The 23798-nt window shown below is 65.8% G+C and carries 23 protein-coding genes; 5 read left to right on the top strand and 18 right to left on the bottom strand.

From position 1 onward, the window contains the following. Positions 1 to 38: 38 nt before the first annotated feature. From FHG66_RS10255 to FHG66_RS10240, 4 genes are all read right to left on the bottom strand, one after another. Complete coding sequence (locus FHG66_RS10255; protein WP_139076661.1) at positions 39 to 575, bottom strand: hypothetical protein; 537 nt, start codon at positions 573 to 575, stop codon at positions 39 to 41. A gap of 9 nt (positions 576 to 584) precedes the next feature. Further along, positions 585 to 1886, bottom strand: a complete 1302-nt coding sequence (gene preA / locus FHG66_RS10250; protein ID WP_139076660.1) for an NAD-dependent dihydropyrimidine dehydrogenase subunit PreA — start codon at positions 1884 to 1886, stop codon at positions 585 to 587. A gap of 3 nt (positions 1887 to 1889) precedes the next feature. Beyond that, on the bottom strand, positions 1890 to 3215 hold the full coding sequence (locus FHG66_RS10245) for an NAD(P)-dependent oxidoreductase (protein ID WP_139076659.1): 1326 nt from the start codon (positions 3213 to 3215) through the stop codon (positions 1890 to 1892). Between the two features lie 71 nt (positions 3216 to 3286). Then, positions 3287 to 4657: a 1-acyl-sn-glycerol-3-phosphate acyltransferase gene (locus FHG66_RS10240; RefSeq protein WP_139076658.1), complete on the bottom strand. Its 1371-nt coding sequence runs from the start codon at positions 4655 to 4657 to the stop codon at positions 3287 to 3289. A gap of 217 nt (positions 4658 to 4874) precedes the next feature. On the opposite strand from FHG66_RS10240, the gene FHG66_RS10235 reads away from it, so the two are divergent. Then, a complete protein-coding gene (locus FHG66_RS10235) occupies positions 4875 to 5219 on the top strand; it encodes an H-NS histone family protein (RefSeq protein WP_139076657.1) in 345 nt (114 codons plus the stop codon). A 25-nt stretch (positions 5220 to 5244) separates the two neighbouring features. On the opposite strand, the gene FHG66_RS10230 is transcribed toward FHG66_RS10235, so the two are convergent. Continuing rightward, positions 5245 to 5766, bottom strand: coding sequence for a DUF4329 domain-containing protein (locus FHG66_RS10230; protein ID WP_139076656.1), 522 nt, complete (start codon positions 5764 to 5766; stop codon positions 5245 to 5247). Positions 5767 to 5920: 154 nt separating this feature from the next. Here FHG66_RS10230 and deoD point away from each other — a divergent pair, with 154 nt between their 5' ends. Together deoD and FHG66_RS10220 are read left to right on the top strand one after the other, a co-directional pair. Continuing rightward, entirely contained in the window at positions 5921 to 6625 is a 705-nt protein-coding gene (gene deoD, locus FHG66_RS10225; RefSeq protein WP_139076655.1) for a purine-nucleoside phosphorylase, read from the top strand. 255 nt (positions 6626 to 6880) lie between these two features. Beyond that, entirely contained in the window at positions 6881 to 7072 is a 192-nt protein-coding gene (locus tag FHG66_RS10220; RefSeq protein ID WP_139076654.1) for a hypothetical protein, read from the top strand. Between the two features lie 16 nt (positions 7073 to 7088). Here the strand turns inward: FHG66_RS10220 and FHG66_RS10215 are convergent, their stop codons facing one another. From FHG66_RS10215 to FHG66_RS10155, 13 genes are all read right to left on the bottom strand, one after another. Then, entirely contained in the window at positions 7089 to 7868 is a 780-nt protein-coding gene (locus FHG66_RS10215; RefSeq protein ID WP_139076653.1) for a succinate dehydrogenase iron-sulfur subunit, read from the bottom strand. A gap of 54 nt (positions 7869 to 7922) precedes the next feature. Next, positions 7923 to 8213, bottom strand: coding sequence for a hypothetical protein (locus FHG66_RS10210; protein ID WP_139076652.1), 291 nt, complete (start codon positions 8211 to 8213; stop codon positions 7923 to 7925). A gap of 14 nt (positions 8214 to 8227) precedes the next feature. Further along, positions 8228 to 8524: a hypothetical protein gene (locus FHG66_RS10205; protein WP_139076651.1), complete on the bottom strand. Its 297-nt coding sequence runs from the start codon at positions 8522 to 8524 to the stop codon at positions 8228 to 8230. After that, a complete protein-coding gene (sdhA, locus tag FHG66_RS10200; protein ID WP_139076650.1) occupies positions 8524 to 10329 on the bottom strand; it encodes a succinate dehydrogenase flavoprotein subunit in 1806 nt (601 codons plus the stop codon). The genes FHG66_RS10205 and sdhA overlap by 1 nt, the downstream gene beginning before the upstream one ends. A 13-nt stretch (positions 10330 to 10342) precedes the next feature. Next, positions 10343 to 10726: a succinate dehydrogenase, hydrophobic membrane anchor protein gene (gene sdhD, locus FHG66_RS10195; protein ID WP_139076649.1), complete on the bottom strand. Its 384-nt coding sequence runs from the start codon at positions 10724 to 10726 to the stop codon at positions 10343 to 10345. Continuing rightward, on the bottom strand, positions 10723 to 11118 hold the full coding sequence (gene sdhC, locus FHG66_RS10190) for a succinate dehydrogenase, cytochrome b556 subunit (protein WP_139076648.1): 396 nt from the start codon (positions 11116 to 11118) through the stop codon (positions 10723 to 10725). The genes sdhD and sdhC overlap by 4 nt, the downstream gene beginning before the upstream one ends. Before the next feature lie 159 nt (positions 11119 to 11277). Beyond that, entirely contained in the window at positions 11278 to 12771 is a 1494-nt protein-coding gene (melA, locus tag FHG66_RS10185; protein WP_139076647.1) for an alpha-glucosidase/alpha-galactosidase, read from the bottom strand. Next, positions 12768 to 14273 (bottom strand): tryptophan halogenase family protein, encoded by a 1506-nt coding sequence (locus FHG66_RS10180; RefSeq protein ID WP_246082547.1) that lies wholly within the window; start codon positions 14271 to 14273, stop codon positions 12768 to 12770. Before FHG66_RS10180 ends, melA (FHG66_RS10185) begins: the two co-directional genes overlap by 4 nt. Then, the gene (gene melA, locus FHG66_RS10175) at positions 14273 to 15637 is read right to left on the bottom strand and encodes an alpha-glucosidase/alpha-galactosidase (RefSeq protein WP_139076645.1); all 1365 of its coding nucleotides are present in this window, start codon (positions 15635 to 15637) and stop codon (positions 14273 to 14275) included. The genes FHG66_RS10180 and melA (FHG66_RS10175) overlap by 1 nt, the downstream gene beginning before the upstream one ends. 23 nt (positions 15638 to 15660) lie before the next feature. Further along, the gene (locus FHG66_RS10170; RefSeq protein WP_139076644.1) at positions 15661 to 17289 is read right to left on the bottom strand and encodes an ABC transporter ATP-binding protein; all 1629 of its coding nucleotides are present in this window, start codon (positions 17287 to 17289) and stop codon (positions 15661 to 15663) included. 9 nt (positions 17290 to 17298) lie between these two features. Then, positions 17299 to 18567: an ABC transporter permease gene (locus tag FHG66_RS10165; protein ID WP_139076643.1), complete on the bottom strand. Its 1269-nt coding sequence runs from the start codon at positions 18565 to 18567 to the stop codon at positions 17299 to 17301. Then, complete coding sequence (locus FHG66_RS10160; RefSeq protein ID WP_139076642.1) at positions 18564 to 19592, bottom strand: ABC transporter permease; 1029 nt, start codon at positions 19590 to 19592, stop codon at positions 18564 to 18566. Before FHG66_RS10160 ends, FHG66_RS10165 begins: the two co-directional genes overlap by 4 nt. 106 nt (positions 19593 to 19698) lie before the next feature. Further along, on the bottom strand, positions 19699 to 21783 hold the full coding sequence (locus FHG66_RS10155; RefSeq protein WP_139076641.1) for an ABC transporter substrate-binding protein: 2085 nt from the start codon (positions 21781 to 21783) through the stop codon (positions 19699 to 19701). Positions 21784 to 22004: 221 nt separating this feature from the next. Between FHG66_RS10155 and FHG66_RS10150 the strand changes: the two genes are divergently transcribed. Then, entirely contained in the window at positions 22005 to 22895 is an 891-nt protein-coding gene (locus tag FHG66_RS10150) for a helix-turn-helix domain-containing protein (RefSeq protein WP_176556189.1), read from the top strand. 137 nt (positions 22896 to 23032) lie between these two features. Beyond that, positions 23033 to 23785 carry a carbonic anhydrase gene (locus tag FHG66_RS10145; RefSeq protein WP_218013816.1) on the top strand — a complete coding sequence of 251 codons (753 nt, stop codon included), beginning with the start codon at positions 23033 to 23035 and terminating at the stop codon, positions 23783 to 23785. Positions 23786 to 23798 lie beyond the last annotated feature (13 nt).

The raw sequence follows: 23798 nt of genomic DNA, 5'->3' as shown, positions 1-23798 counted from the left end.
TCCAAGGTGGGAACGGGAGAGAGCCCGTGCAACCCCGCCTAGTGCGGCTGGAGCCAGAGATAGGCGTACTGGCCGGCCCCGACCACGGCGAGCGCTACGATAACCGCCATGATCGACCGTTCGTTACCCAAGCCATAGCAGAGGGCCGCCACCACACCTGTCCCTGCGGCAAGGAGGCGCCAGCCTTCACCGACCGGCAGGATCGCCACGGCCAGCCATGCCGCAGCCAAGGCGTTGAGGAGGAGCCAGACATGGCTCCAGCCCCCCAGGCCGACTTGGAACGGTTCGGGCAGGTAGATCTGGCCATAACCGCGCGCGGGCGACAGGAGGTCCGCCGAAAGGTGGATCGCCACGCCCAGGAAGGCCCCGGCCGCTGCCGCAGGACCGAGCGCCGGCAGAAACCAGAGCACGAGGAACGGCAGCAGCACCGAATGCGTCAGGATGGACCGGTGATGCAGGAGCCGTAGGAGCATGAGATCGATGTCCGGCGCCGCCAGGAAGACCGCGGTGGCGCCGAACAGGATAAAGGCCTGCCCGGGCCCCGACAGCCCGAGCCGCTCGATGAGGTCAGCCAACCCGGCCCCTTATTCCGCCGCGCGGGCCATGGGATTGTTGGGGTGCGTGGTCCAGTTGGCATAGTCCCCGACCACGATCCCGGTGCGCGGGTCCATGGTGCCCTTGGGCAGTTCCACCATGGTGATGCAGTCCTGCACGGGGCAGACGTCCACGCACAGGTTGCAGGCCACGCATTCCTCATCCTTGACGGTGAAGACCCGGCCCGGGTTGATCGCGATAGCTTGGTGGGACGTGTCCTCGCAGGCCGCAAAGCAGCGCCCGCATGAGATGCACAGGTCCTGGTCGATCCGTGCCTTGGTGACGTAGTTAAGGTTCAGGAACTGCCAGTCGGTGACGTTCGGCACCGCGCGGCCTACGAGTTGATCGACCGAGGTGAAACCCTTCCTGTCCATATAGGCAGACAGGCCCGTGATCATCTCCTCTACGATCTTGAAGCCGTAGGTCATGGCCGCCGTGCAGACTTGCACGGAGCCCGCCCCCAGCGCCATGAACTCGGCCGCGTCGCGCCAGGTGGTGACGCCGCCGATGCCCGAGATGGGAAGGCCCCGCGTCTCGGGCGAGCGCGCGATCTCGGCCACCATGTTGAGGGCGATGGGCTTCACCGCCGGGCCGCAATAGCCGCCATGCGTGCCCTTGCCGTCGATCTTGGGCTCGGGCGCGAAGTCGTCGAGGTCGACGCTGGTGATGGAGTTGATGGTGTTGATGAGGGAAACCGCATCCGCCCCGCCGCGCTTCGCCGCCTCGGCCGGCTTGCGGATGTCGCTGATGTTGGGCGTCAGCTTCACGATGCAGGGCATGCGCGAATGGGTCTTCACCCAACGCGTGACCATCTCGATGTATTCGGGCACCTGCCCCACCGCCGAGCCCATGCCGCGCTCGGCCATGCCGTGCGGGCAGCCAAAGTTCAGCTCCACCCCGTCCGCGCCGGTGTCCTCGATCCGGGCGAGGATCGATTTCCACGAATCCTCGTCGCAGGGCACCATGAGGCTGATGATCAGCGCCCGGTCCGGGTAGTCGCGCTTGACCGACTTGATCTCGCGCAGGTTCACCTCGAGCGGGCGGTCGGTGATCAGCTCGATGTTGTTAATGCCCATGACGCGGCGATCGGCGCCGTAGATCACGCCGTAGCGCGGGCCGTTGACGTTAACGACGGGCGGTCCTTCAGAGCCCAGCGTCTTCCAGACCACCCCGCCCCAGCCGGCCTCATAGGCGCGGCGGACGTTGTACTCCTTGTCGGTGGGCGGCGCGGAGGCGAGCCAGAACGGGTTCGGGCTGCGGATCCCAATGAAGTTGGTCGCGAGATTCGCCATGGATCAGTTCCTCCCCATCAGCGCCGCATGGATCGCCTCGGCCGCGTCGCGCCCCTGCGCGGCAGCCGTCACCGTCAGGTCCTGCCCGCCCGGCGCGCAGTCACCGCCCACCCAGACTCCGGCGGGAAGGCTGGTGGGATCGATCTTGCCCCCCATGGCCGACATCCCGTCGGGCAGCACCCCAAGCGTCTGGCCGATGGCCTTGAACACCTGATCAGCCTCGAGGCGGAAGCCGTTGTCGGAAATCCGCAGCCCCTCGGGCGTGGTCTCGGTGTAGGCGAACTGGACCTCGTGGGCGACGCCGTTGCCCCGGATCTCCACGGGCGCGGCCTCGTGGACGATGCGGACGCCGACATGCTTGGCGTGGTCCTGCTCGTAGCCGGACGCGCTCATCTGCGACTGGTCGCGGCGATAGACGATGGTGACGTTCTCGGCCCCCAGCGCCTTGGACTGCACGGCGGCGTCGATAGCAGTCATGCCACCGCCGATGACGACGACGCTGCGGCCGATGGGGATTGCGCCCTTGTCCTGCGCCTGCCGCAGCCCGGCGATGAACTCCACGGCGTCACGCACCTCGCCCTTGTCCTCGCCCGGGGCACGCAAGGCATTCACGCCCTGAAGCCCGATGCCAAGGAACACCGCGTCGAAATCCTGCCGAAGCTGGTCGATGCTCATGTCGCGGCCCAGTTCCACGCCCATCCGCAATTCGATGCCGCCGATCCGCAGCAGCCAGTCCACCTCGGCCTGCGCGAAGTCATGGGGCACCTTGTAGGCGGCGATGCCGTATTCATTCAGCCCGCCGGGCTTGAGGCGGCGGTCGAACACCACGACGTCATGGCCGTGCATCGCCAGCCGATGCGCGCATGACAGGCCTGCAGGCCCTGCCCCCACTACCGCGATGCGGCGGCCGGTGGAGGGCGCACGCGCATAAGGGTGCGTGTTGGTCGCCATACCGGCATCCGTGGCATAGCGCTGAAGCCGCCCGATCTCGACCGGCTTGCCCTCGGCGACCTCACGGACGCAGGAGCCTTCGCACAGCTGCTCGGTCGGGCAGACCCGGGCGCAGGCGCCGCCAAAGATATTGGCGTCCCAGATCGTCTTGGCCGCCACCTCGGGGTTGCCGGCCAGGATCTGCCGGATGAACAGCGGGATGTCGATCTCGGTCGGGCAAGCCGCGATGCAGGGGGCGTCGTAGCAGAAATAGCAGCGGTCCGCCGCGACACGCGCTTCATGCTGGTCGAAGGGCAGTTGCGCGTCCGAGAAGTTGGCGGCGATCCGTCCGCCATTGAGGCGGTGCGGGACGACGCCGGGCGTCTGCGGGCTGTTCATCTGGGGCTCCCCGTTGAGCGTTATTCTGGCCGAGCCTGCCATAGGCCAAAAATTTTACCAAACGGAAAAATTCAGTCCCCAGCCGAGGTCGCGAAGTGGTGAGCGATGCTGCTCGCGTAATAGGCAAAGAGGTCGGCTTCGTGCGGCTTGCGCGCGACGCCCGCGGGCCCACGCGTGACGACGCCGCGGTCGTCAAGCAGGCCCAGCGCATCCTCCACGATCTTGGCCGGACCTCGTCCGGGCAGATCGAGACCTTTGGCCGCCAGATGGGATAGGTCGGCTCGAACGGCGGCAACCAGCGCCTCCGGCGTCCGGGGGAGGCCGTCCAGCAGGTGCCGCGCCACGAGCGGGACCGGCACGACGGGCATGACCCCGCTCACCCTTCTCATCAGTTCGGCGGCGAGCGCCTCGGTCGGATGCTCTGGCTCCTGGGCAAGAAAGGCCCGAAGCGACAGGGGCTGCCCCAAGGCGACCTTGGCGGTGCCGAAACCGCGGAACCGCCGCGTGACCCGCCGCCAGACATGCTGGCCCAGCCCGCCCATCACCTCCGCCAGCGAGGGACGAAACCGTCGGACTCCAGTCACTCCTGCCTTGATGAGGAAACGATCCTCGATCACCCGGTCGTAATTCAGCGCCGTCGGCACGAAGATCACGTCGCGCGCACGATCAGGCACCCCTTCGACGATGTAGCTGAGAAGGCCCAACCGAGGCTCGCCCATACGGCCGTCGACGCTTAGCCGACCTTCGGGAAAGATGGCCTGCGTCACGCCTCCGGCGGTGGCCAATTGCACATACCGCGCGAGAACCCTGCGGTAGAGCGCCCCGCGGTCGCGGCGTCGGATGAAGAAGGCCCCCATCATGCGGATCATTCCCGACAGCGGCCAGACCCGAGCCCATTCCCCGACCGCGTAACTCAGCGCACCCGATCCGGACACCAGCCAGGTTACCAGCACGTAATCCATGTTGGACCGATGATTCATCACGAAAACGACCGCAGCGTCGGAAGGCAGCCGGTCGAGTCCCGCCAGATCGATCTCGGACAGCCGGATCCGGTAAAGGGATCGGCTGAGCCACCGGGCCAGTCGCGTTCCCCAACCGAAATAGACTGTAGCCGAGAACCCCGGCACGATCTCGCGGGCGAAGTCGCGCGCCCGCTCAAAGGCCACGTTCTCGGGAATGCCTTGGGCATGGGCCTCCTCGGCCACCGCGCGGGCAACGGCGGGATCATAGATCAGCCGCTGGATCATGTCGTAGCGGCGGGCCAGCTTGAATGGCTCGATCGGACGCTTCAGGCGGGTGTTGAGCCGCGCCACCACCCGCTCCATCCGGCGGCGGAAAAACCACCGCACCGACGGAAAAAGAAAATGCGAGGCGAAGGTGACGCCAGCGAACAGCAGGATCAGGATCAGGAGCCAGAGGGGAATGGCGACGGTCCGGGTCATGACCCGGAGCCATGACAGGGATGACCGGTCTCGACAATCCCATCCGTCGGTCATCAAGGGCGGGAATTCACCCTAGGGCAGGTCATGGCAATATCGGTAAAAGATTGGCGATGCCGCGATTGCGTGATTGAATTGGCTGCTATATGGACTAAAAATCTTCCATGTGGTGCTCATATCCAGTGTCGATGGTTTCGGGAGATCAACGAGGGAATGAAGAATGAACGAATTCGAGAGCATGTCGCGCAAGGAGCTGATGCAGCTTCGCGCCAATATCGATAAGGCGATCGCCACAGTGGGCGATCGGGACAAGCGCAATGCGCTGAAAGCCGCCGAGGACGCCGCGCGGGAGCATGGCTTCACCTTGGTCGAGTTAATGTCTCTGATGAACCAGGGCCGTACGCGCCGGGGACGTCCGGAGGGGGAACAAGCTCCAGCAAGCGCGCCGCGTTTCCGCAATCCCGACAATCCCGAGCAGACATGGTCGGGACGGGGTCGCCGTCCCCGCTGGTTCCATGAGGCCGAAGCGGCCGGGCGCCCGCTTGAGGATTTGATGGTCCGCTAAGCGCTTCGGGACAACGACGGGGCGATTACCGGCCCAGTCGATCCACCAGTTCGTCATAGCTGTAGCGTTTCGCAATCTCGCCCGCTTGGCTTTTGTAGAAGTTGGGCGCGATTGGAAGGCATCCCACCCCACAGACCTGCTTGGCGACCATCCGTTCTGAGTCGGTGAACCAAAGGCGCCCCCCTGGGGTGGCGATCCAGCCGTTCACACCCAGGCTCTGGTCGCTGAGCATGTCGGTGTCCGACGGCAATTCATTGTAATAGGTGAAATCGAAAGCGCCATGCGTGTGGTACGTGGCAACCACTTCCATGTCGCTCGGCCAATCGAGTGGGCATGAAGCCTCGGTTCCTGGCCTCGGTTCCGTGGCCACAAATCGGCCGTTTGTGTCATAGCCCACGAAGCCACAGTATTCACGATGCTTGTCGAAGGACAATGACTGAAGATCCGTGAATAGGTCCATCATGAAGTCGACGTCCGGACGCGATTGCGCATGGCCCGACTCCGGAAGCGAAAAGACCAGAAGGGTCAGAGCGACGCATGGGCGCATTCGAGATCTCCTTTGCCGCTGGCATAGCACGGGAAGACCATGTCCGGAATGCAGGGCCCAGACGGCGTGCCATGTCGCGTCCGGCCCGTCCGCTCAGGTTTGACGCCGCTGCATGGACGCGCCACAAGGATCCAAGCAATGTGAGCGGAACGGCATGACAATCCATATCGGAGCGAAGCCCGACGAAATCGCCGAGACGGTGCTGATGCCCGGCGATCCCTTACGCGCGGAATGGGCGGCCAAGACATTCCTGACCGATGCGGTTTGCGTAAACCGGGTCCGGGGAATGCTGGGCTTTACCGGCATCTGGCGGGGACAGCGCGTCACGATCCATGGATCTGGAATGGGCATGCCGTCGCTGTCCATCTATGCCAACGAACTCATCCGGGATTATGGGGCCAGGACGTTGATCCGGGTGGGCTCGGCTGGAGGCTATCAGCCGCACACGCTCGTTCGCGATGTCATCCTGGCGCAGGCGGCCTGCTCGGTCTCCACTCCATCCTCGACCATTCTGCGGGAGGTGAACTACGCACCGATCGCCGACTGGGGATTGCTGTCCGCGGCGTATCGCGCAGGCCAGGCGCGGGGGACACGGCTTCATGTCGGCAACATCTTCTCCTCGGACACCTTCTACACGGAGCGGGCGGATCATACCGAGCAGTTGACCCGTCATGGCGTCCTGGCCGTAGAGATGGAAGCGGCCGAACTTTACATTCTCGCGGCTCGATACGGAGTCCGGGCCCTCGCCATCCTGACCGTCAGCGACCACATCGTCACGGGGGAAGAGCTTTCCGCCGATCAGCGCGAGCGGAGTTTTGGCGAGATGATCGAGATCGCCCTTGAGGCCGCCTTTGCCTGATACCCACGATCAGTTCGTTTTGATCTGGATCATGTCGGAGGGCACGAACCCCCGCTAGCCTTTGTTGAACGCGCCAGAGGGAGGTCTGCCATGCGCCCGAGGTCCAACAGCCTGGACTGGACTACGCGACGCATCGTGACCCCGAGCTTCCCGTCTGCCGTGCTAGTGCGGGAGGCGATGGATCACGGCTTGAGCCCTGCCGAGATCCGGCGGCTCGTCTCCCTGTCGTGCGAACAGATCCAAAGGAGAAACAGGATGGCCCAATTGAACGGTCTCGAGCCCGCGCGCCTCGAGACGGACCCCGCGCTCGACATAGCCACGGCCATGTGCTGCGCGGATTGCGCCGCCGAGGGCTATTGCCGCATCGCCGTCGACAGCAACGACCCCACGGGCAGCGCGGACTTCTGTGCGAACGCAGCAACCTACCGGGCTGTTGCCGCCGAGTAGGCCGAGGGAGGGGTCGTCAGACGACCCGCTCCAGCATCAGGCCCCGTATGTCCATGATGGCCTTGGCCGGATTCAGCCCCTTGGGGCAGACCTTGGCGCAATTCATGATCGTATGGCAGCGGTACAGCTTGAACGGATCCTCAAGGTCGTCGAGCCGCTCGCCCGTGGCTTCATCCCGCGAATCCACGATCCAGCGATAGGCATGGAGCAGGGCGGCAGGGCCAAGGTAGCGATCGCCGTTCCACCAATAAGAGGGACAGGCGGTCGAGCAGCATGCGCAAAGGATGCACTCGTACAACCCATCGAGCTTCTTGCGGTCGTCGATGGACTGCCGCCACTCCTTCTCGGGAGCATTGGTGTAGGTCTCCAGCCACGGCCGCACCGACGCATGCTGCCCGAAGAAGTGGGACAGGTCCGGGACGAGATCCTTGATGACAGGCATGTGCGGCAGGGGATAGATGCGGACGTCGCCCTTGACCTCATCGATGCCGGAGATGCAGGCCAGCGCGTTCACCCCGTCGATGTTCATCGAACAGGACCCACAGATCCCCTCGCGGCAGGAGCGACGGAAGGCAAGCGACGGATCGACCCGGTCCTTGATGAAGATGAGGGCATCCAGGATCATGGGGCCGCAGTTGTCGAGATCGACAAAATAAGTGTCGATGCGCGGATTCGCCCCATCTTCGGGATCCCAGCGGTAGATGCGGAACGTCTTGAGGTTGGTCGCGCCCGCAGGCTTGGGCCAGGTCTTGCCCACGCTCATGCGGCTGTTCTTGGGGAGGCGAAGCTGGACCATCGTTCGGTTCCTCGGGATCACAGGCCGGGACGGCGGTCCGTCCGGGCCAGGGGGTTACTGCTTCAGCGTGGCTTCGACGCAGCCGACCGTCTCTGGCCGGTTGATGACTGCGGTGATGATGGCGCCGATCTCGGTCGAGGGACCGGCGGCATTGGCCATCGTGGTCTTCTCGTCGGAGGTGGCGTGCGCCACGACGCAGGCGGCCAGGACCTGCCCATGGTAGCCGGGTGCAAGCTCCTGCAGCATGGGCGTGATCAGCGCGTTGGCGCGCGTGTCGTCGTCCGTGGTCTGGGCCAGGACGGGGGTGGCTAGGAGGCCGAGCGTCACGATCAGGGCGAGTTTCATGCCGATGGCTCCTTTCAGGACCGCAGGCGGGGCGGTCGGATGGGCGCGGCGCCGGTCCGCTGGTAGACGCACGCCTCATAGACGTCGAGGGGATCACGTCCGGCCAGGTAGTCGCCGGTGATCCCGATTTGGGTTCCTACGAAGGGACCGTCGTCGGAGCTGGCGCCAAGAGTGACCGAACCCGTCGGCCCTTGCGCCCCTTGGGCCCGCCGCTCGCAAGCGACGGCAGCACTTTCGGGGTCCACGGGCCCAGGGTCGCAGGCGGCCAGGAAGACCGTTCCCGCGAGAAGTGGAAGGACGATGCGAAGCATCAGTACACCCTTGCCTTTGGTGCGATCTTCTTGGGATCAATGCCGCCCTGATCGAGCGGCGTCAGCGGCTCGGTGTGGACAGGCCGGTAGTCCATCCGCACCTCGGTCCCGTTAACATAAGCCAGCGAGTGCTTGCGCCAGTTCACATCATCGCGCTCGGGGAAGTCCTCGTGGGCATGGGCCCCGCGGCTTTCCTTGCGCGCCTCGGCCGCCACGATGGTGGCCAGCGCGTTTGGCATCAGGTTGGTGAGTTCGAGCGTCTCGACAAGATCGGTGTTCCAGATCAGGCCCCGATCCGAAACCTTCAGGTCGTCGAGCTTGGCGGCCACCTGAGTCATGCGCCCCACGCCTTGGGCCAAGGACTTGCTGTCCCGGAAGACGGCGGCGTCCTCCTGCATGGCCTGCTGCATCTCTTGCCGAAGCTCGGCCGTGGCGACGTTGCCCTTGGCATGTCGGATCGCATCGAAGCGGCCCAGGGCAAAGTCGATCGCCTCCTCCGGGATCTCGGCATTCGGGGTGCCCGGCTTGACGATCTCGGCGGTGCGGATCGCGGCAGCGCGTCCGAACACGACGAGGTCGATCAGCGAGTTCGAGCCCAGGCGGTTCGCGCCATGCACCGACGCCACCCCGGCTTCGCCCACGGCCATCAGGCCGGGCGACACGCGGTCGGGGTCCTCGGCGGTGGGGTTCAACACCTCGCCCCACATGTTCGTGGAGATGCCGCCCATGTTGTAGTGGACCGTCGGCAGGACCGGGATCGGCTCCCTGGTGAGGTCCACGCCCGCGAAAATGCGAGCGGATTCCGTGATGCCGGGCAGCCGCTCGTGCAGCGTCTCGGGCGGCAGGTGGCTCAGGTTCAGGTGGATGTGGTCCTTGCGCTTACCGACGCCCCGGCCTTCGCGGATCTCGAGCGTCATGCAGCGGCTGACCACGTCACGGCTCGCGAGGTCCTTGTAGGTGGGCGCATAACGCTCCATGAACCGCTCGCCTTCGGAGTTGGTGAGGTAGCCTCCCTCCCCCCGCGCGCCTTCGGTGATGAGGCAGCCCGCACCGTAGATGCCGGTCGGATGGAACTGCACGAACTCCATGTCCTGCAACGGCAGGCCCTGGCGGGCCACCATGCCGTTGCCGTCCCCGGTGCAGGTGTGCGCGGAGGTCGCCGAGAAGTAGGCGCGTCCGTAGCCCCCGGTCGCCAGCACCACCATCTTGGCGGTGAAGACGTGCAGCGTGCCCTGGGCGAGGTTCCAGGCCATCACGCCCCGGCAGTCCCCCTCAGGGCCCATCAGGAGGTCGATAGCGAAGTATTCAACGTAGAACTCGGCCTTCTGCTTCACGCTCTGGCCGTAGAGCGTGTGCAGGATGGCGTGGCCGGTGCGGTCGGCGGCGGCGCAGGTGCGCTGCACCGGCGGGCCTTCCCCGAACTCGGTCGTGTGCCCGCCGAAGGGGCGCTGGTAGATCTTGCCGTCCTCGGTCCGGCTGAACGGCACGCCGTAGTGGTCGAGCTCGTAGACCGCCTTGGGCGCCTCGCGGGCGAGGTACTCCATGGCGTCCATGTCGCCCAGCCAGTCCGACCCCTTCACGGTGTCGTACATGTGCCATTGCCAGTGGTCCGGCCCCATGTTGCCGAGCGAGGCGGCGATGCCTCCCTGCGCGGCCACGGTGTGGGAGCGGGTCGGGAACACCTTGGTGATGCAGGCGGTCTTGAGCCCGCGTTCCACCATGCCCAGCGTTGCGCGCAGGCCCGCGCCCCCGGCGCCGACCACGACCACGTCATAGGCATGCGTTTCGTAAGGATAGGCAACCATCGGGCAGGTCCAGTCAGAGGGCGATCCGCGCCACCGCGAACAGGCCGATGGCCAGGATCGCATAGGTGACACAGATGGCGGCGATGATCATGACACGCCGGGGCGTGCCGTGGGCGTAATCCTCGAGCACGACCTGCACCCCGAGCCGGAAGTGGTACAGGCCGACCAGAAGCGTGAGCGCGATCACAAGGGCCACGAAGGGATGCGACAGCGCCGCGAGAGCCTCCTCGTAGGGGCGGCCAAGGACCGAGCCAAAGGTGAAGATGAACAAGGGAACGAGAACGATAAGCGCGATCGAACTGACGATGTTGTGCCAGTGGTGTTGTGTGCCATCGCCGGACGCGCCCAGGTTCTCGGCCATCTTGCGGGAGGTGACGTAGCTCGTGGAGCGGCTCATGCGGTCACCCACAGGATGATGACGGTCAGAATGGTCAGGACAAAGGACAAGGCCACGATGACCTTGCCAAACGTCTCGGCCCGGTGGATCTCCATGAAGCGGCCGGTGGACCATACGAGGTGCCGGATGCCAGCCAGGGTGTGATACCATAGCGCCCACAACGAGCCGAGCAGGACAAGATCACCGAACCAGCTGCGAAGGACGGCGTCGGCAGTAGCGAAAGCGTCGGGTCCCGTGGCGGCGGCAATGAGCCACCACACGATCAGCACGGTCGCGACCAGCAGGGCGTTGCCGGTGATCCGCGTCAGGATGGAGGTCGCGGACGTCCACTGCGGACGGTAGATCTGCAGGTGCGGCGAAAGCGGCCGGTTGCCGCGCGGAATATCGGGCATGTCTGTCCCTGAGCTTTGGCCTCGGAGCTATGCCCCTTTGCCTGCTTTTCCAGGCGCTGTCACGCGCCTGTGCGGGAGAAAATGCCGCAAGAGCGAATGGTTTCGCTAACATTCCGTGCGTTGTGATCGCAGGCCAGAAGCCTGTGATCACAACGTTAATCAGCCCATAACCTTTGTGCCGAGACCGTGACCCTCGGCGGCGGCTTTCCGGGTCCTGGCGTCCCGCAGTTCGTCCACCGACCGCACGTCGAGTCGAGCGGCGCCGGACCAGTCCTGCGTCTTCACCTTGGGGTTCCTGAGGCGTTCACGGGCTGCTGGAACCGCATGGGCGTATTGCGGCAGCCACTGCTCCTGGGCCACTACCATCTCGTCCACCATCTGCCAGACCTCCTCGGGGTTGAGGATCGCGCCCACCAGCGGGTCGTGCAGCACCGCCTGCTTGAGAAGGTCGAGATCGCCGGTCATCGCGGCCTCCACGCTCATGCGCTGGACGCTGACCGAAACGTTGCAGGTCGCCGCGCAGGCGAGCGGCAGGGTGATTCCCTCGACCATGTTGATGCCGAAGCGGTCCACGAAGCCGGGCGATTCGATGATGCAGTCGGGCGGCAGGTTGGTGATCGCGCCGGCGTTCTTGACGTTGAAGTGCCCGCGGTAGGTGCGCCCCGTTTCCAGCGCTTCGAGAATGTGGGAGGCGTGCTCGTCGGTCCGCTCGTACTCGGACAGCGGCTTGCCGGCCTCTTCCAGGAACATGGGGAAGTCGGTCTCGAACCAGTTCCGGTTCTCTGTGGTGTAGCGAAGGTAGCCGCCGGTTTCGCCGTGAATCCATTCGTCCATGGAGATCCACTTGGTGATCTCCTCGCGCCGCTTGCGATACCAGGGCAGGTACTCCGACAGATGGCCGTTCGACTCGGTGGAATAGTACCCAAATCGCTTCAGCACATCGATCCGCACCTTCTCCTGCTCGGAGAAGACGGGGTGCCGCTCGAAGGCGGCGAGCAGCTCGTCCTTGCCGATCCTGCGGCCCTTGTGGCGCAGGTCGATGTACCAGGTCTGGTGGTTGATGCCGGAGCAGACGATGTCCAGCTCCTCCATCGGCACCTTCAGCGCCCGCGCGATCTGCCGGTGCCCGTTCTGCACGCCGTGGCACAGGCCGACGGTGTTGACCTTGCCGTGGTCGATGGCAGCCCAGGTCATCATCGCCATGGGATTGGCGTAGTTGAGGAGAAGCGCGTCCGTCTCCGCCACCTCGCGGATGTCCTTGCAGAACTCCATCATCGCAAAGATGCCGCGCTGGCCATAAAGGATGCCGCCCGCACAGATCGTGTCGCCGACGCACTGGTCCACCCCGTATTTGAGCGGGATGCGGATGTCGTCGGCGAAGGCTTCCAGGCCCCCGATCCGCACCACGTTCATGACATAGCGCGCGCCCTCCAGCGCCGCGCGGCGGTCGGTCGTGGCGGTGACCTTGGCGGGCAGGCCGTTCACCTCTACGATGCGCCGGATGATTTGCGCGATCATGTCGAGGTTGTGCCCGTTGATGTCCGTCAGCGCGAACTCGACCGCCTCGAACTCGGGCACCTTGAGCAGGTCCGAGACGAGCTTCTTGGTGAAGCCGACGCTGCCCGCGCCAATGATGCATACCTTGAACGTCATGCCGCCATTTCCTTGTGAAGGGATTCGAGCCAGGCGCGATGCGGGAGGCACTTCTCGGCCGCCCTGGAGTATTCCGCGACAAGGCTTGCATGGGTTTCGCGCGCCCGCTGGCGCAGCTTGGGGTCCCGCGCCATCTCGGCCCGGGCGAGGTCCTGAGAGAGCAGCCCCAGCCCGTTCAGCACGGGCACGTAAAGCTGCTCCTGCACATGGGCGAGGCCGAGCGGGAACGGCTCGAAGTCCTCGCGCGACGGGAACTTGCGCGACCACTTCTCCAGCCGTTCCGTCACCACGGGCGGATGGGAGGCAGTCACGTCCCGCCAGTAGGCCGTGTCGCGCCGCTCGCTCACATAGTGGAGCCGCACGAAGTCGCGGAAATCGTCGACCTGCCGTGCGGCGGTGGCGTTGTAGCGCTCCTTGCCGCTTGGAGTTCCGATCCATTCCGTCAGGCAGATCAGCTGCCCGATAGTTCCGTGGATCGAAGTCGCCTCCAGCGGCTCGAGGAAGCTCGACGCGAGACCCAGCGCCACGACATTTCCTACCCAGACGTCCCGCTGCCGTCCGGGGTTGATACGGATGTCGCTGCGCGGCTCGATGGGATGCCCCAGCGCCCGCTCGATCTCCGCCTGGGCCTCCTCGGGGGTGATGTACTGGTCGCAATAGACGTAGCCGCACCCATACCGCCCTTGCGTCGGGATATTCCACATCCAGCCGTGCCCCTGCGCCCAGGCGCCGGTCACGGGGTCGATCTCCTCCCCGTCCTTCAGGTCCAGCCAAAACGGCAGCGCCCGGTTGTTGGGCAGCATGTCGGCGAAGCTCACCCACTCGAAGGGCAACTCGCTCACCAGTCGCCGCCGGAAGCCCGAAGCGTCGATGAAGAGGTCGCCCTCCACCCGCTCCCCGCCCTCCAGATGGACGGCGACGACGCCCTCCCCGCCCGTCTCGACCCCCGTGACCTGATCGTTGACATGCCGGATGCCCTTGGCCTTTTTCCTCAGCCACGCCCCCACCAGCGCCTGGTCGAAGTGGAAGGCGTAGTGGAACGGTCCCGCCGGCACCCGCTTCCCGTTCACCTCGGCAAAGGGTCCGCGCTTCTTCCAGATCAGGTGCTGGAAGAGGTGCGCCTCCTGCACCGGCTTTCCCGCCGCGACCGCGTAGGCGTCCAGCGGCACCCCCGGCGCGACCAGATGCGGGTCGTCGATCGGCCCATCGTAGTGGTGCCCGAGCCGCCGCCAGTCCCGGTGCCGGATGCCGAACTTGATCGTGGCCCCGGTTTCCCGCAGGAACTCCTCCTCATCGAGCCCGAAGCGCCGCAGCATCTGGCGGAAGACGGCCGTGGAGCCCTCCCCCACCCCGATGACCCCGATCCTGGAGGACTCGATCACCGTCACGGACGTGCCGGGCGACGTCTTCGCCGCCACGTCCGACAGCATCATCGCGGCGAGCCAGCCCGCCGTGCCGCCGCCCACGACGACGATGCGTCTGGGCCAGCCCGCCGCAGTCATCACGAGGCCTTCCGGCGCGGCTCGGGACGAGCCCATTCCGGCGTGAATTCGCCATGCGCCAGCAGCAGGTCATCCACCAGCGACCAGATCTGCTCCAAGTCCAGCTCCGCCCCCGTGTGCGGGTCCAGCATGGCGGCGTGGTAGATGTGCTCGGGGTTCTCGGTCATCAGCGCGGCGACCGTCAGCTCCTGCACGTTGATGTTGGTCCGTTGCAGCGCGATCAGCTGCGGCGGGATGTCCTGCACGGTCGTGGGCTGGAGGCCATTGTCATCCACGAGGATCGGCACCTCGACGGCGCAGCCGTCCGGCAGCTGCGGGATGAAGCCGCGGTTGCGAATGTTGCCGTAGATCACCGAAGGCTCGCCCGTGACGACCGAGTTCACGATGGCCGAGGCGTATTCATGCGAGGGCTTCACCACGATCTTGTCGGCGTCGCGATACTCCTGCGCCTGCCGGTCCCAACGTGCGATCTGCTCCACGCAGCGCTTGGGGTACTCGTCCAGCGGGATGCCGAACGTCTCGATCAGGTCGGGCCGGTCGCGCTTGATGAACCAGGGGGTGTACTCGGCGAAGTGCTCGGACGACTCGGTCACGAAGTAGCCCAGCCGCATCAGCATCTCGTAGCGCACCTTGTTCGGGCAGCGCGGGTTCCAGGACGACGGCTTGGGGAACCGTCCCTCCATGTAGCCCTGCCGCAGCGCCGGATAGAGGTCCTTGTAGGACCCGTCCGGCTGCCGGTGCTCGAAGTTCAGGTAGAACGACATGTGGTTGATGCCGCCCGCGCGGTAGCGGATCTCCTCGATCGGGATGTCGAGGTCGCGGGCCAGCTCCTCCGCCGTGCCCTGCACGGAGTGGCAGAGGCCGACCTGCCGGATCTTGGGGAACTTCGCCCCGATGGCCCAGGTGTTGATCGCCATCGGGTTCACGTACTGGAGCATGATGGCGTTGGGGCAGACCTCCATCATGTCGGCGCAGATGGACCACAGGTGCGGCACGGTCCGCAGCCCCCGCATGATGCCGCCTATGCCCAAGGTGTCGGCGATGGTCTGGCGCAGGCCGAACGTCTTGGGCACCTCGAAGTCGGTGACCGTCGCGGGCTCGTAGCCGCCGATCTGGAAGCTGACGACCACGAAGTCCGCGCCGTCGAGCGCCCGGCGCTGGTCGGAGTAGGTCTCGACTGTGGCGTTCGCGTCCATGGACTTGGCGAGTTTGGAGACAACGACCTCCGACTCCTCCAGACGCTTGGGGTTGATGTCCATGAGACGGACGGTAGCGCCCTTCAGCGCCTGTCGATGCAGGATGTCGCCCGCGATGTTCTTGGTGAAGACGGTGGAGCCCGCCCCGATGAAGGTGATGGTTGTCATGGGGATGCCTTTGACGTGAAACTTTAGGCCGCGATCTCGAACGCCGCGCGCACGAGCCGTTTGGTGTAGTCGGACTTGGGACTGACGAGAACCTCGTCCACGGGGCCCTCCTCGACGATCTTGCCGTGCTGCATCACCATAACGCGGTGGCACAGGGCACGGACGACCTTGAGGTCGTGGGAAATGAACAAGTAGCTCAGCCCCTTCTCGCGCTGGAGCTTGCGCAGGAGCTCGATGATCTGAGCCTGCACCGACAGGTCCAGCGCCGAGGTAGGCTCATCCAGAAGGATGAACTCGGGCTCGAGCGCGATGGCCCGCGCGATGGCAATCCGCTGCCTCTGCCCGCCCGAGAATTCATGCGGGAAGCGGTGCGCGATGGTGTCGGGGAGGCCCGCGTCCCGCAACGCCTGCTGCACGCGCCCGAACCTCTCGCGCGAGGTGCGCCCGATGCCGTTCACGATCAGCCCTTCCTCGATGATCTGCCGCACGGACAGTCGGGGGTTCATGGAGGAGAACGGATCCTGGAACACGATCTGCATGCGGGACCGATAGGGCCGCATTCCCTGGCGGTCCTTTGCCTCGATCCGGTCGCCCGCAAAGGTGATGCGCCCGCCGTCGTTCCGGATCAGCCGGATCAGCGCCTGCCCGAAGGTGGTCTTGCCCGACCCGGATTCGCCCACCAGCCCCAGCGTCTCGCCGCGCTTGAGATCGAGGCTCAGGCCGTCCACCGCGATCAGCGGGTGGTACGTCCCCTTGAAGAAGCCGCCGCGCCGCAGGGTGAACTGCACCCGCACGTCCTCGCCCTTCAGGACCGTCTCCGGCTGCACCTGCGCCGGGTCCGCCTGCCCTTTGGGTTCGGAGGCGAGCAGCCGCTTGGTGTAGGGATGCTGGGGATTGCTGAAGATCGTCTCGGTCGGCCCGGATTCGCGCACTTCGCCATGCTGCATGACATGCACATGATCCGCGAACTGCCGCACCACGGTCAGGTCGTGCGTGATGAGGATCACCCCCATCCCGTATTTCGTCTTCAGATCGTCGATCAAGTGCAGGATCTGGGCCTGCACCGTGACGTCCAGCGCCGTCGTGGGTTCGTCGGCGATCAGCACGTCCGGCCGGTTCGCGAGCGCCATGGCGATCATCACCCGCTGCCGCTGCCCGCCCGACAGTTGGTGCGGGTACTGGTTGATCCGTGCGGTCGGGTCGGGGATCTGCACCTCTTCCAGAAGCTCGACCGCGCGGGCCCAGGCGGCCCGGCGCGACATCTTCTGGTGCAGCATAAGCCCTTCGCTGATCTGCGCGCCAATCGTGTAGACCGGGTTCAGCGAGGACATCGGCTCCTGGAAGATCATGGAGATCCGGTTTCCGCGGAGCTGTCGTATCTCCTTGGGCGACAGATGCGCCATGTCCTTTCCGGCGTACAGGATGCGGGTGCGGTCCGACACGCTGGCCCGCTTGCTCAGGAGCCGCATCACGGCGCGGGCCGTCACCGACTTGCCGCTCCCGCTCTCGCCCACCAGAGCGGTGGTCTTGCCGGGCCAGACGGAGAAGGACACGTCGCGCACGGCCTCCACGGTGCCGCCTTCGACCTTGAAGGTGACGGCGACGTTGCGGGCGTCGATCAGCGGGGCCTTGGGAGGGGTCAGCTCGGTCATGGTCCGGTCTCAATACGGGTCGATGGCGTCGCGCAGCCCGTCGCCCAGGGCATTGAACGCAAAGACGGTGATCAGGACGAAGCCTACGGGGCTCAGGATCCAGGGGTAGGAGCCGATCACGGAGAAGGTCCCGGCGTCCTGGAGCATCAACCCCCAGGAGATCAGCGGCGGCTTCACGGCAAAACCCAGGAAGCCCAGGAACGACTCCAGCAGCACGATGCTCGGGATGCCGAGCGTGATCGACACGATGATGTGGCTCATCACGTTGGGCAGGATGTGCCGCGTGATGATCCGACCGTCCGACGCGCCGACGGCCAGCGCGGCGCGGACATAATCCACCTGCCGGAGCGCCATGGTCTTGGACCGGACCTCGCGCGACAGTTGCGCCCAGCCCAGCGCGACGATGACCACGACCACAAAGGTCAGGAACAGCCCCGACGGCGCGGTCACGGGGATCAGGGTGGCCAGCGTGAGGTAAAGAGGCAGTTGCGGGAAGGCGAGGATGATCTCCACGAAGCGCTGGAACCAAGCGTCGAACCGACCGCCGATGTAGCCCGAGGTGATGCCCGCCAGCGTGCCGATGACGGTGATGAGCGCGATGGACGACAGCGCGAGCGCGAGGCTGATCCGGCTTCCCACCACCCCGCGCGAGAAGATGTCCCGCCCCAGCGTATCGGTACCCAAGAGGTGGAAGGGCGAGCCGTCCGCTGTCCCGAACAGGTGCCGGTTCATGCGGATGCCCAAGAAGCTGTACTCCCAGCCCGGGGCGAACAGCACGATCGGGCGCGGGTTGTCGTAGTCCGGGCCGGTGATGGGCTGGAAGGTGACGGGATCGAACTCTTCCCCCTCCACGATGGGAAAGACCACGGGCAGGAGCCGCCAACCCGCCTCAGGGCCGTCGCCGGGCACGTGCCACGAGATCTTGTCCGGTGGCGCAAAGGACACGTTGCGCGCCTTGGGGTCCACCGGGCTCACGAAGTCGGCGAAGATCGCCATAAGGATGAGAAGCGCCACAAGGACGAGTCCCAGCATCCCCGGAATCGACCGCCGCAGCCGGCGCCAGACCAGCGAGCCATAGCTCTGGCTGCGTGTCGAAACGGTGGAGGTCCGGGTATCCAGGCCCTCTTCGGCCAGGGCGCCGGAAAGGGCCGGAGCTTCCACGGCGGCCGTCCCCGGGCCAGTGGCGGGCAGAAGGGTCGTGCGGGGGTCGCGCGGGGCGGCGGGGTCGTCCCCCCCGGCCCGGCGGGGCGGCAGCCGGGAGTCTGTGGCGTCGGTCATGCCTGGCTTCCCACCCGAATGCGCGGATCCAGCAGCGCGAGCGCCAGATCAGCCAGGATGTTGCCGATGATGAGCGTGGCCCCCAGCACGAGGAGCAGGGTCGCGGTGACATAAACATCCCCGATCCCCATGGAGCCCACGATGGCCGGTCCCACTGTGGCGAGCGAGAAGACGATTGCGACCTCGATCTCGCCGGTCAGCATGTAGGGCAGCACGACTCCCTGGTAGGCCAGCAAGGGATGGAGCGCGTTGGGCACCGCATGGCGCATGATCACCCGGTGCTCTGGCAAGCCCTTGGCGCGGGCCGTCTCCACGTATTGCGCGTTCAGTGTGTCGAGCAGGTTCGCCCGCATCACCCGCATGTTGTAGGCCAACCCACCCAGCGTCGCGATGGCGACCACTGGCCAAACATGCTGGATCAGGTTCCAGAGCTTGCCCCAGTTGAAGTCAAACCACCCCTGCCAGTAGGGCTGCCCCCCATATCGGCTGGAATAGAAGCTCCCCAGTTCCTGGACGTTCAGCTTGAAGGCCAGGACATACAGGATGATGAGCGCGAGGAGGAAGCGCGGGATCGTCATGCCCAGGAAGGCCACGAAGCTCAGCACCGTATCCACCCAGGAATACTGCCGCGTGGCCGCTAGGATGCCGAAGCCGATGCCCAGAACCGACGCGAGGAGGTGGCAGACCAGAGCCAGCATGATCGTGCGCGGCAGCCGCTCGGCGACCACATCGGCCACGGGCTTGTTGTAGAAGAACGAGAAGCCGAAGTCGCCTCGGGTCACGATCCCGGTGATCCAACGCATGTACTGCACGGTCAGGGGGTCGTTGAGGCCGTTCCGTTCCCGGAACTCCTGGGCGGCGGTCTCGGCGGCGGCGATCGAGGAGCCGCCCTGCGTGATCATGTTGTTCTTGATCATGTCCGCATAGTCGCCGGGGGGCGCCTGGATGATCATGAAGGTGATCAGGCTCATCACGAAGAGAACCGGGATCGCCTGCAGGATGCGGGACAAAAGGAAACGGATCATGGGCACCTCGCCTTGGGCCGGCACGGCCCTTTGCCCGGCGGCGAAGCAGGGCTCCGCCGTGTCGAGAGGAGCCCGGGCAGACCATGCCGCCCGGGATCGGTCAGGGTCAGCCCGCCGTGACGGGTCCGTCGCCGCCGGGTGCGCCGGGCAACGTGTCGGGATGCAGTTCGTAGTCCTGCTGCTGGTCCGCAGGCACGAACACCCGCTCGCGCATGATGCTGTCCTCGGCCCAGTTGAACTGGAAGATCGGCGCGCCTTCCGGGATGTTGGCGAAGCGCTTGTTGATCACCAGCGCACCCGGATAGGCCACGAGGCCGACATGATAGAGGTTCTCGGTGAACACGCGCTGATACTGCTTCATCAACTCGGTCCGTTCGGTCGGGTCGCGGCTGGCGATGAAGGCGTTGACCGTGTCCACCATCTCCTGCTCCCAGGGCAGCAGGTCGAGCTCTCCGGCCTCGTTGGCATGGTGGTTCCACGACGTCGCGGGGCCGGTCGGCGCGAGTTGCGTCGTGCCCTGCACCACGGTGATCAGCTCGGGCCCGTTGCGGTAGACCATCCAGTCGTACTGCCCGGCGTCCCGCGCCGCGTCACGGTCATTGCCCGCGAGCGTGTTGAGCGCGACCTGGATCCCGGCCTCCTCCAGCATGGCGACCACGCCCTCGCCCAGGTTCCGGTCCGTCTGGTAGTCGCCATTGACGAGCAGCGTGATCTGCACGTCCTGGCCGCCCAGCGTCCCCTCAGGGAAGTTCAGAAAGCCGTTGCCGTCGGTGTCCTCCAACCCTGCCTCGGCGAAATGCGCTTTCGCGCTGTCGAGGCTGTAGGGATAGAAGACCGTCGAGGCCTCGTCGTAGTAGGCCGTCCCGGGATAAAGGCCACCCGCATACTGGGCGATGAAGGGCCCCTTGACGAGGCTCTCGCCCAGGCGCTGCCGGTCGATAGCCTGGCTGATGCCCATGCGGAAATGCTCGTTGCGGTTCAGCTCGCGCACGGCCTGCGCCCGCTCGTCGGGCTCGCCCCAACCGTTGCCCGACAGGTTCGGATACAGCGAGTAGCCGATGATCCTCGGCCCGAACTGCAACCGCGCGGGGGCATTCTCATCGGCGGCTCGGCGAAGGCTTTCGACAAAGTTCTCGGCCTGCTCGAGGTTCGAGAAGTCGCCCGTGCCGGCCACGGCCTGCACGTCGCGGTCGGCCCAGGTGGACAGCCGGTAGTGCATCTCGTCGAGATAGGGGAGCTGGTTTCCTTCCTCGTCCACCTTCCAGTAATAGGGGTTGCGGCGCATCACGACGATGTCGTCGGCTCGGTACTCGACCGGCACCCAGGCGCCCATCACTGGGAAGTTCAAGTAGTCCGGCGGGAATGCGTTCTTGAAGGCGTCGTAGGACTCGCCGCCATGGGCCGGGTGCAGCGGCTCGAGGACATGCGACGGGCCGGGGCAGAAGGTCCCGTAGGCCAGCGAATAAAGCACCTGCTCCGGAAAGGGCGTCGTGAAGACGAAGCGGAAGGAATGGTCGTCGATGACCTCAAGCGTCGTGCCCTGGCCGAAGGTTTCCTGCGAGGCCGGGTTGAGCGGCGTCACCTCGGGGTCGAGCACCACGTCGTTCCAATAGAACGCGATGTCCTTGGTATCGAACGGGTCGCCGTCCGACCATTTGGCCCCTTCGATCAGGTTAACGGTCAGGCTCATGCCATCCTCGGACCATTCCCAGGACTTTGCAAGGTTCGGCAGGGGCTGCAGGTCCTCGGGGTTGACCTGGAACAGCGGACCGGTGCGGGTCAGGCACTCCGAGAGGCCGATGTCGATGCCGCCCCAGCCCTGGCTTTGGCCGGCCGTGTAGTTCCAGCCCTCGGGCCGGCCGCCGATCACGTGGCGCATCACGTCGCCGTAGGCGCCGACTCCGTCCGGCATGTTGGCGGCGGAATAGACTAGTGGCTCCGTGGGCAGCCGCTCGGCCACCGGGGGCAGTTGCCCGGCTTCCACGAACTTGGTCACGAACTCGGGCTCGTGATATTCGGGGAGGGCGCGGTAGCTGTAGATCTCGTCGCGGTTGACAAAGACGGGCTGCCCCTGAGCCGCGAACTCGGGCGCGGGCGGCGGCGTGGTGGGCTCAACCATCTGCGCCCAGAGAGCCACCGGCGCGGTCCCCAGGAGCAGCGCGGCCAGCAGGGCTCGCGTGTGCGTTCTCATCGGTCGTATCCTCCCCTCGGGTCCGGATCGGACCCGCATGTCGTCTGCCCCTGAAAGGTCGGTGCCGGCGCGCTTGGTGGCGCCTTCCGCCTCCGGGCGATTCTCCGCGTCCCCCTCCCCGGGGCGCCGCGATGCGCAGAAGGATGGACCCCGGACCGGGTTTCGAGCAATATCGGAAAGGACATTCTTTATTCCGGAATCCCAAGGTCCGTCCCGCTATCATGCGCTCTACAACGTCCAAGGCCGAACGGCGCTTCTATGCCGAGGACCGTGCCATCGGCCGCTTCGGTATGCGGCTGTTCGAGCCCCGCCTCATGCCTGCCCCGCATTGGCACGGTCATGTCGAGGGCAATTTCCTGATCGGCGGATCGATGACCTATGTCGTCGAGGATCAGGAGATCGAGGTCGGTCCCGGACGGCTGGTGCTGTTCTGGGCCAACATCCCGCACCAGCTCGTGCGTCTCTCGCCCGAGGGCGACGGCCCGGTTCGGCTCGCCAACATCTACCTGCCGCTCGATGTCTTCCTGTTCATGGCGCATATTGCGCGGCTTCAGGTAGCCCTCATGTCGGGCGGCATGGTCGCTCTCGACCCCGCCCTGCTGACCGAGGCGCAGGTAGGGACTTGGTACCGCGATTACCGGTCCGGCAATGCCGAGCGGCGCGACCTCCTGCTCATGGAGCTGAACGCGCTCCTTCGCCGTGCGCTCCTGCAGCCGCTCGACATCCTGCGCGCGCCCATGGGCGACCCGGAAGGGGCCGAGCATCCGCAGCGCAGCCGCGTAGCCCATGTGGTGGCTATGCTCCGCTTCATCCTCGAGAACTTGGCGCAGCCCATGACCAATGCCGACGTGGCCAAGGTCACCGGCCTTCACGAGACCTATGCCCTGTCGCTGTTCACCCAGGTGGTGCGGATGCCTATGCGGCGGTTCATCATCCGCATGCGCCTGCTGCGCGCCCGCGCGCTGCTGATGGAAAGCAACGCGACCGTGGCCTCGGTGGCGGTGCAGGCGGGATTTCCGTCCCTCAGCCAGTTCTACGACCATTTCGGCCGTGCTTATGGCGTCACTCCCCAGGCCCTGCGTGCGGGCGCGAGCGCCGGAAGCGGCACCTGAATTGACCCGCGCCGGGCTGGCGCAAGCATCGCACAAACCCCATTCAGACCGTCACGCTTCCCATGCTATCCCCCTGATCGTGCGAGAATCCGGCGCCCGCCCAAGGAACGCTGCACCATCAAAGGAGAACGGAACCAATGAACGAATCGATGCCGACCAAGGTCAACCGCCGCCACATCCTGGGCGGCGCTTGCTGCGCCGGCCTCGCGATCCCCGCGGTCGGCCTGGGCCTGATGCCCGCGCCGGTGCGGGCGCAGGCGCACGGCGCCACCACCGATCTCACGCCACAGCAGGCGCTCGACCTTCTGAAGCAGGGTAACCTGGATTTCGTGAACAACGTCCCCTTCGACGTGCCCGTGAACCACAGCCGCCGGCTTGAGATCGCCCTCGGCCAGACGCCCTTTGCCGCGCTGGTGGGCTGCTCGGATTCGCGCGTCGGGCCCGAGATCCTGTTCGGCCGCGGACTGGGCGAACTGTTCATCGTAAGGAACGCGGGCAACGTGCTCGACACGGCGGCGACGGGCTCGGTCGAATACGCCGTGGGCAACCTGGGCGTGCCGCTCGTCCTCGTGCTGGGGCACGAACGTTGCGGGGCCGTGGGCGCGGCGCTGTCGGTGGTGGGCGAGAACGCGACCTTCCCGGGCAGCATTGGCCACATGGTCGACCCGATCCTGCCCGCCGCCATCAAGGCCCGCGCCGAAGCCGGTCCGGACGCCCCAGCGGATCAGGTCTTCGACGCCGCCGTCCGCGAGAACGTCGCCCGCGTCGTGACCGAGCTTCGGACCTCGAGCCCCGTCCTCGCTGGTCCGCTGGCCGAAGGCCGCCTCATGGTGGTCGGCGCCTACTACGACCTCGACGAGGGCCGGGTCGACTTCTTCATGGAAGACTGAGCCGACCCGCCGC

This window comes from Rubellimicrobium rubrum (assembly GCF_006152115.1).
Classification (GTDB): Bacteria; Pseudomonadota; Alphaproteobacteria; order Rhodobacterales; family Rhodobacteraceae; genus Rubellimicrobium; species Rubellimicrobium rubrum.
The sequence above is the reverse complement of the archived record's forward strand: the minus strand, read 5'-3'. Positions and strand labels throughout refer to the sequence as shown.

Coding starts and splice junctions, on each gene's coding strand:
- FHG66_RS10205 (WP_139076651.1), bottom strand. CDS start 8,524: ATGCTTCGCATCGTCCTTCCACTTCTCGCGGGAACGGTCTTCCTGGCC.
- sdhC (WP_139076648.1), bottom strand. CDS start 11,118: ATGCCCGATATTCCGCGCGGCAACCGGCCGCTTTCGCCGCACCTGCAG.
- FHG66_RS10245 (WP_139076659.1), bottom strand. CDS start 3,215: ATGAACAGCCCGCAGACGCCCGGCGTCGTCCCGCACCGCCTCAATGGC.
- sdhD (WP_139076649.1), bottom strand. CDS start 10,726: ATGAGCCGCTCCACGAGCTACGTCACCTCCCGCAAGATGGCCGAGAAC.
- preA (WP_139076660.1), bottom strand. CDS start 1,886: ATGGCGAATCTCGCGACCAACTTCATTGGGATCCGCAGCCCGAACCCG.
- melA (WP_139076645.1), bottom strand. CDS start 15,637: ATGACAACCATCACCTTCATCGGGGCGGGCTCCACCGTCTTCACCAAG.
- FHG66_RS10180 (WP_246082547.1), bottom strand. CDS start 14,273: ATGACTGCGGCGGGCTGGCCCAGACGCATCGTCGTCGTGGGCGGCGGC.
- FHG66_RS10235 (WP_139076657.1), top strand. CDS start 4,875: ATGAACGAATTCGAGAGCATGTCGCGCAAGGAGCTGATGCAGCTTCGC.
- FHG66_RS10150 (WP_176556189.1), top strand. CDS start 22,005: ATGCGCTCTACAACGTCCAAGGCCGAACGGCGCTTCTATGCCGAGGAC.
- FHG66_RS10160 (WP_139076642.1), bottom strand. CDS start 19,592: ATGATCCGTTTCCTTTTGTCCCGCATCCTGCAGGCGATCCCGGTTCTC.
- FHG66_RS10145 (WP_218013816.1), top strand. CDS start 23,033: ATGAACGAATCGATGCCGACCAAGGTCAACCGCCGCCACATCCTGGGC.
- FHG66_RS10210 (WP_139076652.1), bottom strand. CDS start 8,213: ATGAAACTCGCCCTGATCGTGACGCTCGGCCTCCTAGCCACCCCCGTC.
- FHG66_RS10170 (WP_139076644.1), bottom strand. CDS start 17,289: ATGACCGAGCTGACCCCTCCCAAGGCCCCGCTGATCGACGCCCGCAAC.
- melA (WP_139076647.1), bottom strand. CDS start 12,771: ATGACGTTCAAGGTATGCATCATTGGCGCGGGCAGCGTCGGCTTCACC.
- FHG66_RS10155 (WP_139076641.1), bottom strand. CDS start 21,783: ATGAGAACGCACACGCGAGCCCTGCTGGCCGCGCTGCTCCTGGGGACC.
- FHG66_RS10230 (WP_139076656.1), bottom strand. CDS start 5,766: ATGCGCCCATGCGTCGCTCTGACCCTTCTGGTCTTTTCGCTTCCGGAG.
- FHG66_RS10220 (WP_139076654.1), top strand. CDS start 6,881: ATGGCCCAATTGAACGGTCTCGAGCCCGCGCGCCTCGAGACGGACCCC.
- FHG66_RS10215 (WP_139076653.1), bottom strand. CDS start 7,868: ATGGTCCAGCTTCGCCTCCCCAAGAACAGCCGCATGAGCGTGGGCAAG.
- deoD (WP_139076655.1), top strand. CDS start 5,921: ATGACAATCCATATCGGAGCGAAGCCCGACGAAATCGCCGAGACGGTG.
- FHG66_RS10165 (WP_139076643.1), bottom strand. CDS start 18,567: ATGACCGACGCCACAGACTCCCGGCTGCCGCCCCGCCGGGCCGGGGGG.
- sdhA (WP_139076650.1), bottom strand. CDS start 10,329: ATGGTTGCCTATCCTTACGAAACGCATGCCTATGACGTGGTCGTGGTC.
- FHG66_RS10240 (WP_139076658.1), bottom strand. CDS start 4,657: ATGACCCGGACCGTCGCCATTCCCCTCTGGCTCCTGATCCTGATCCTG.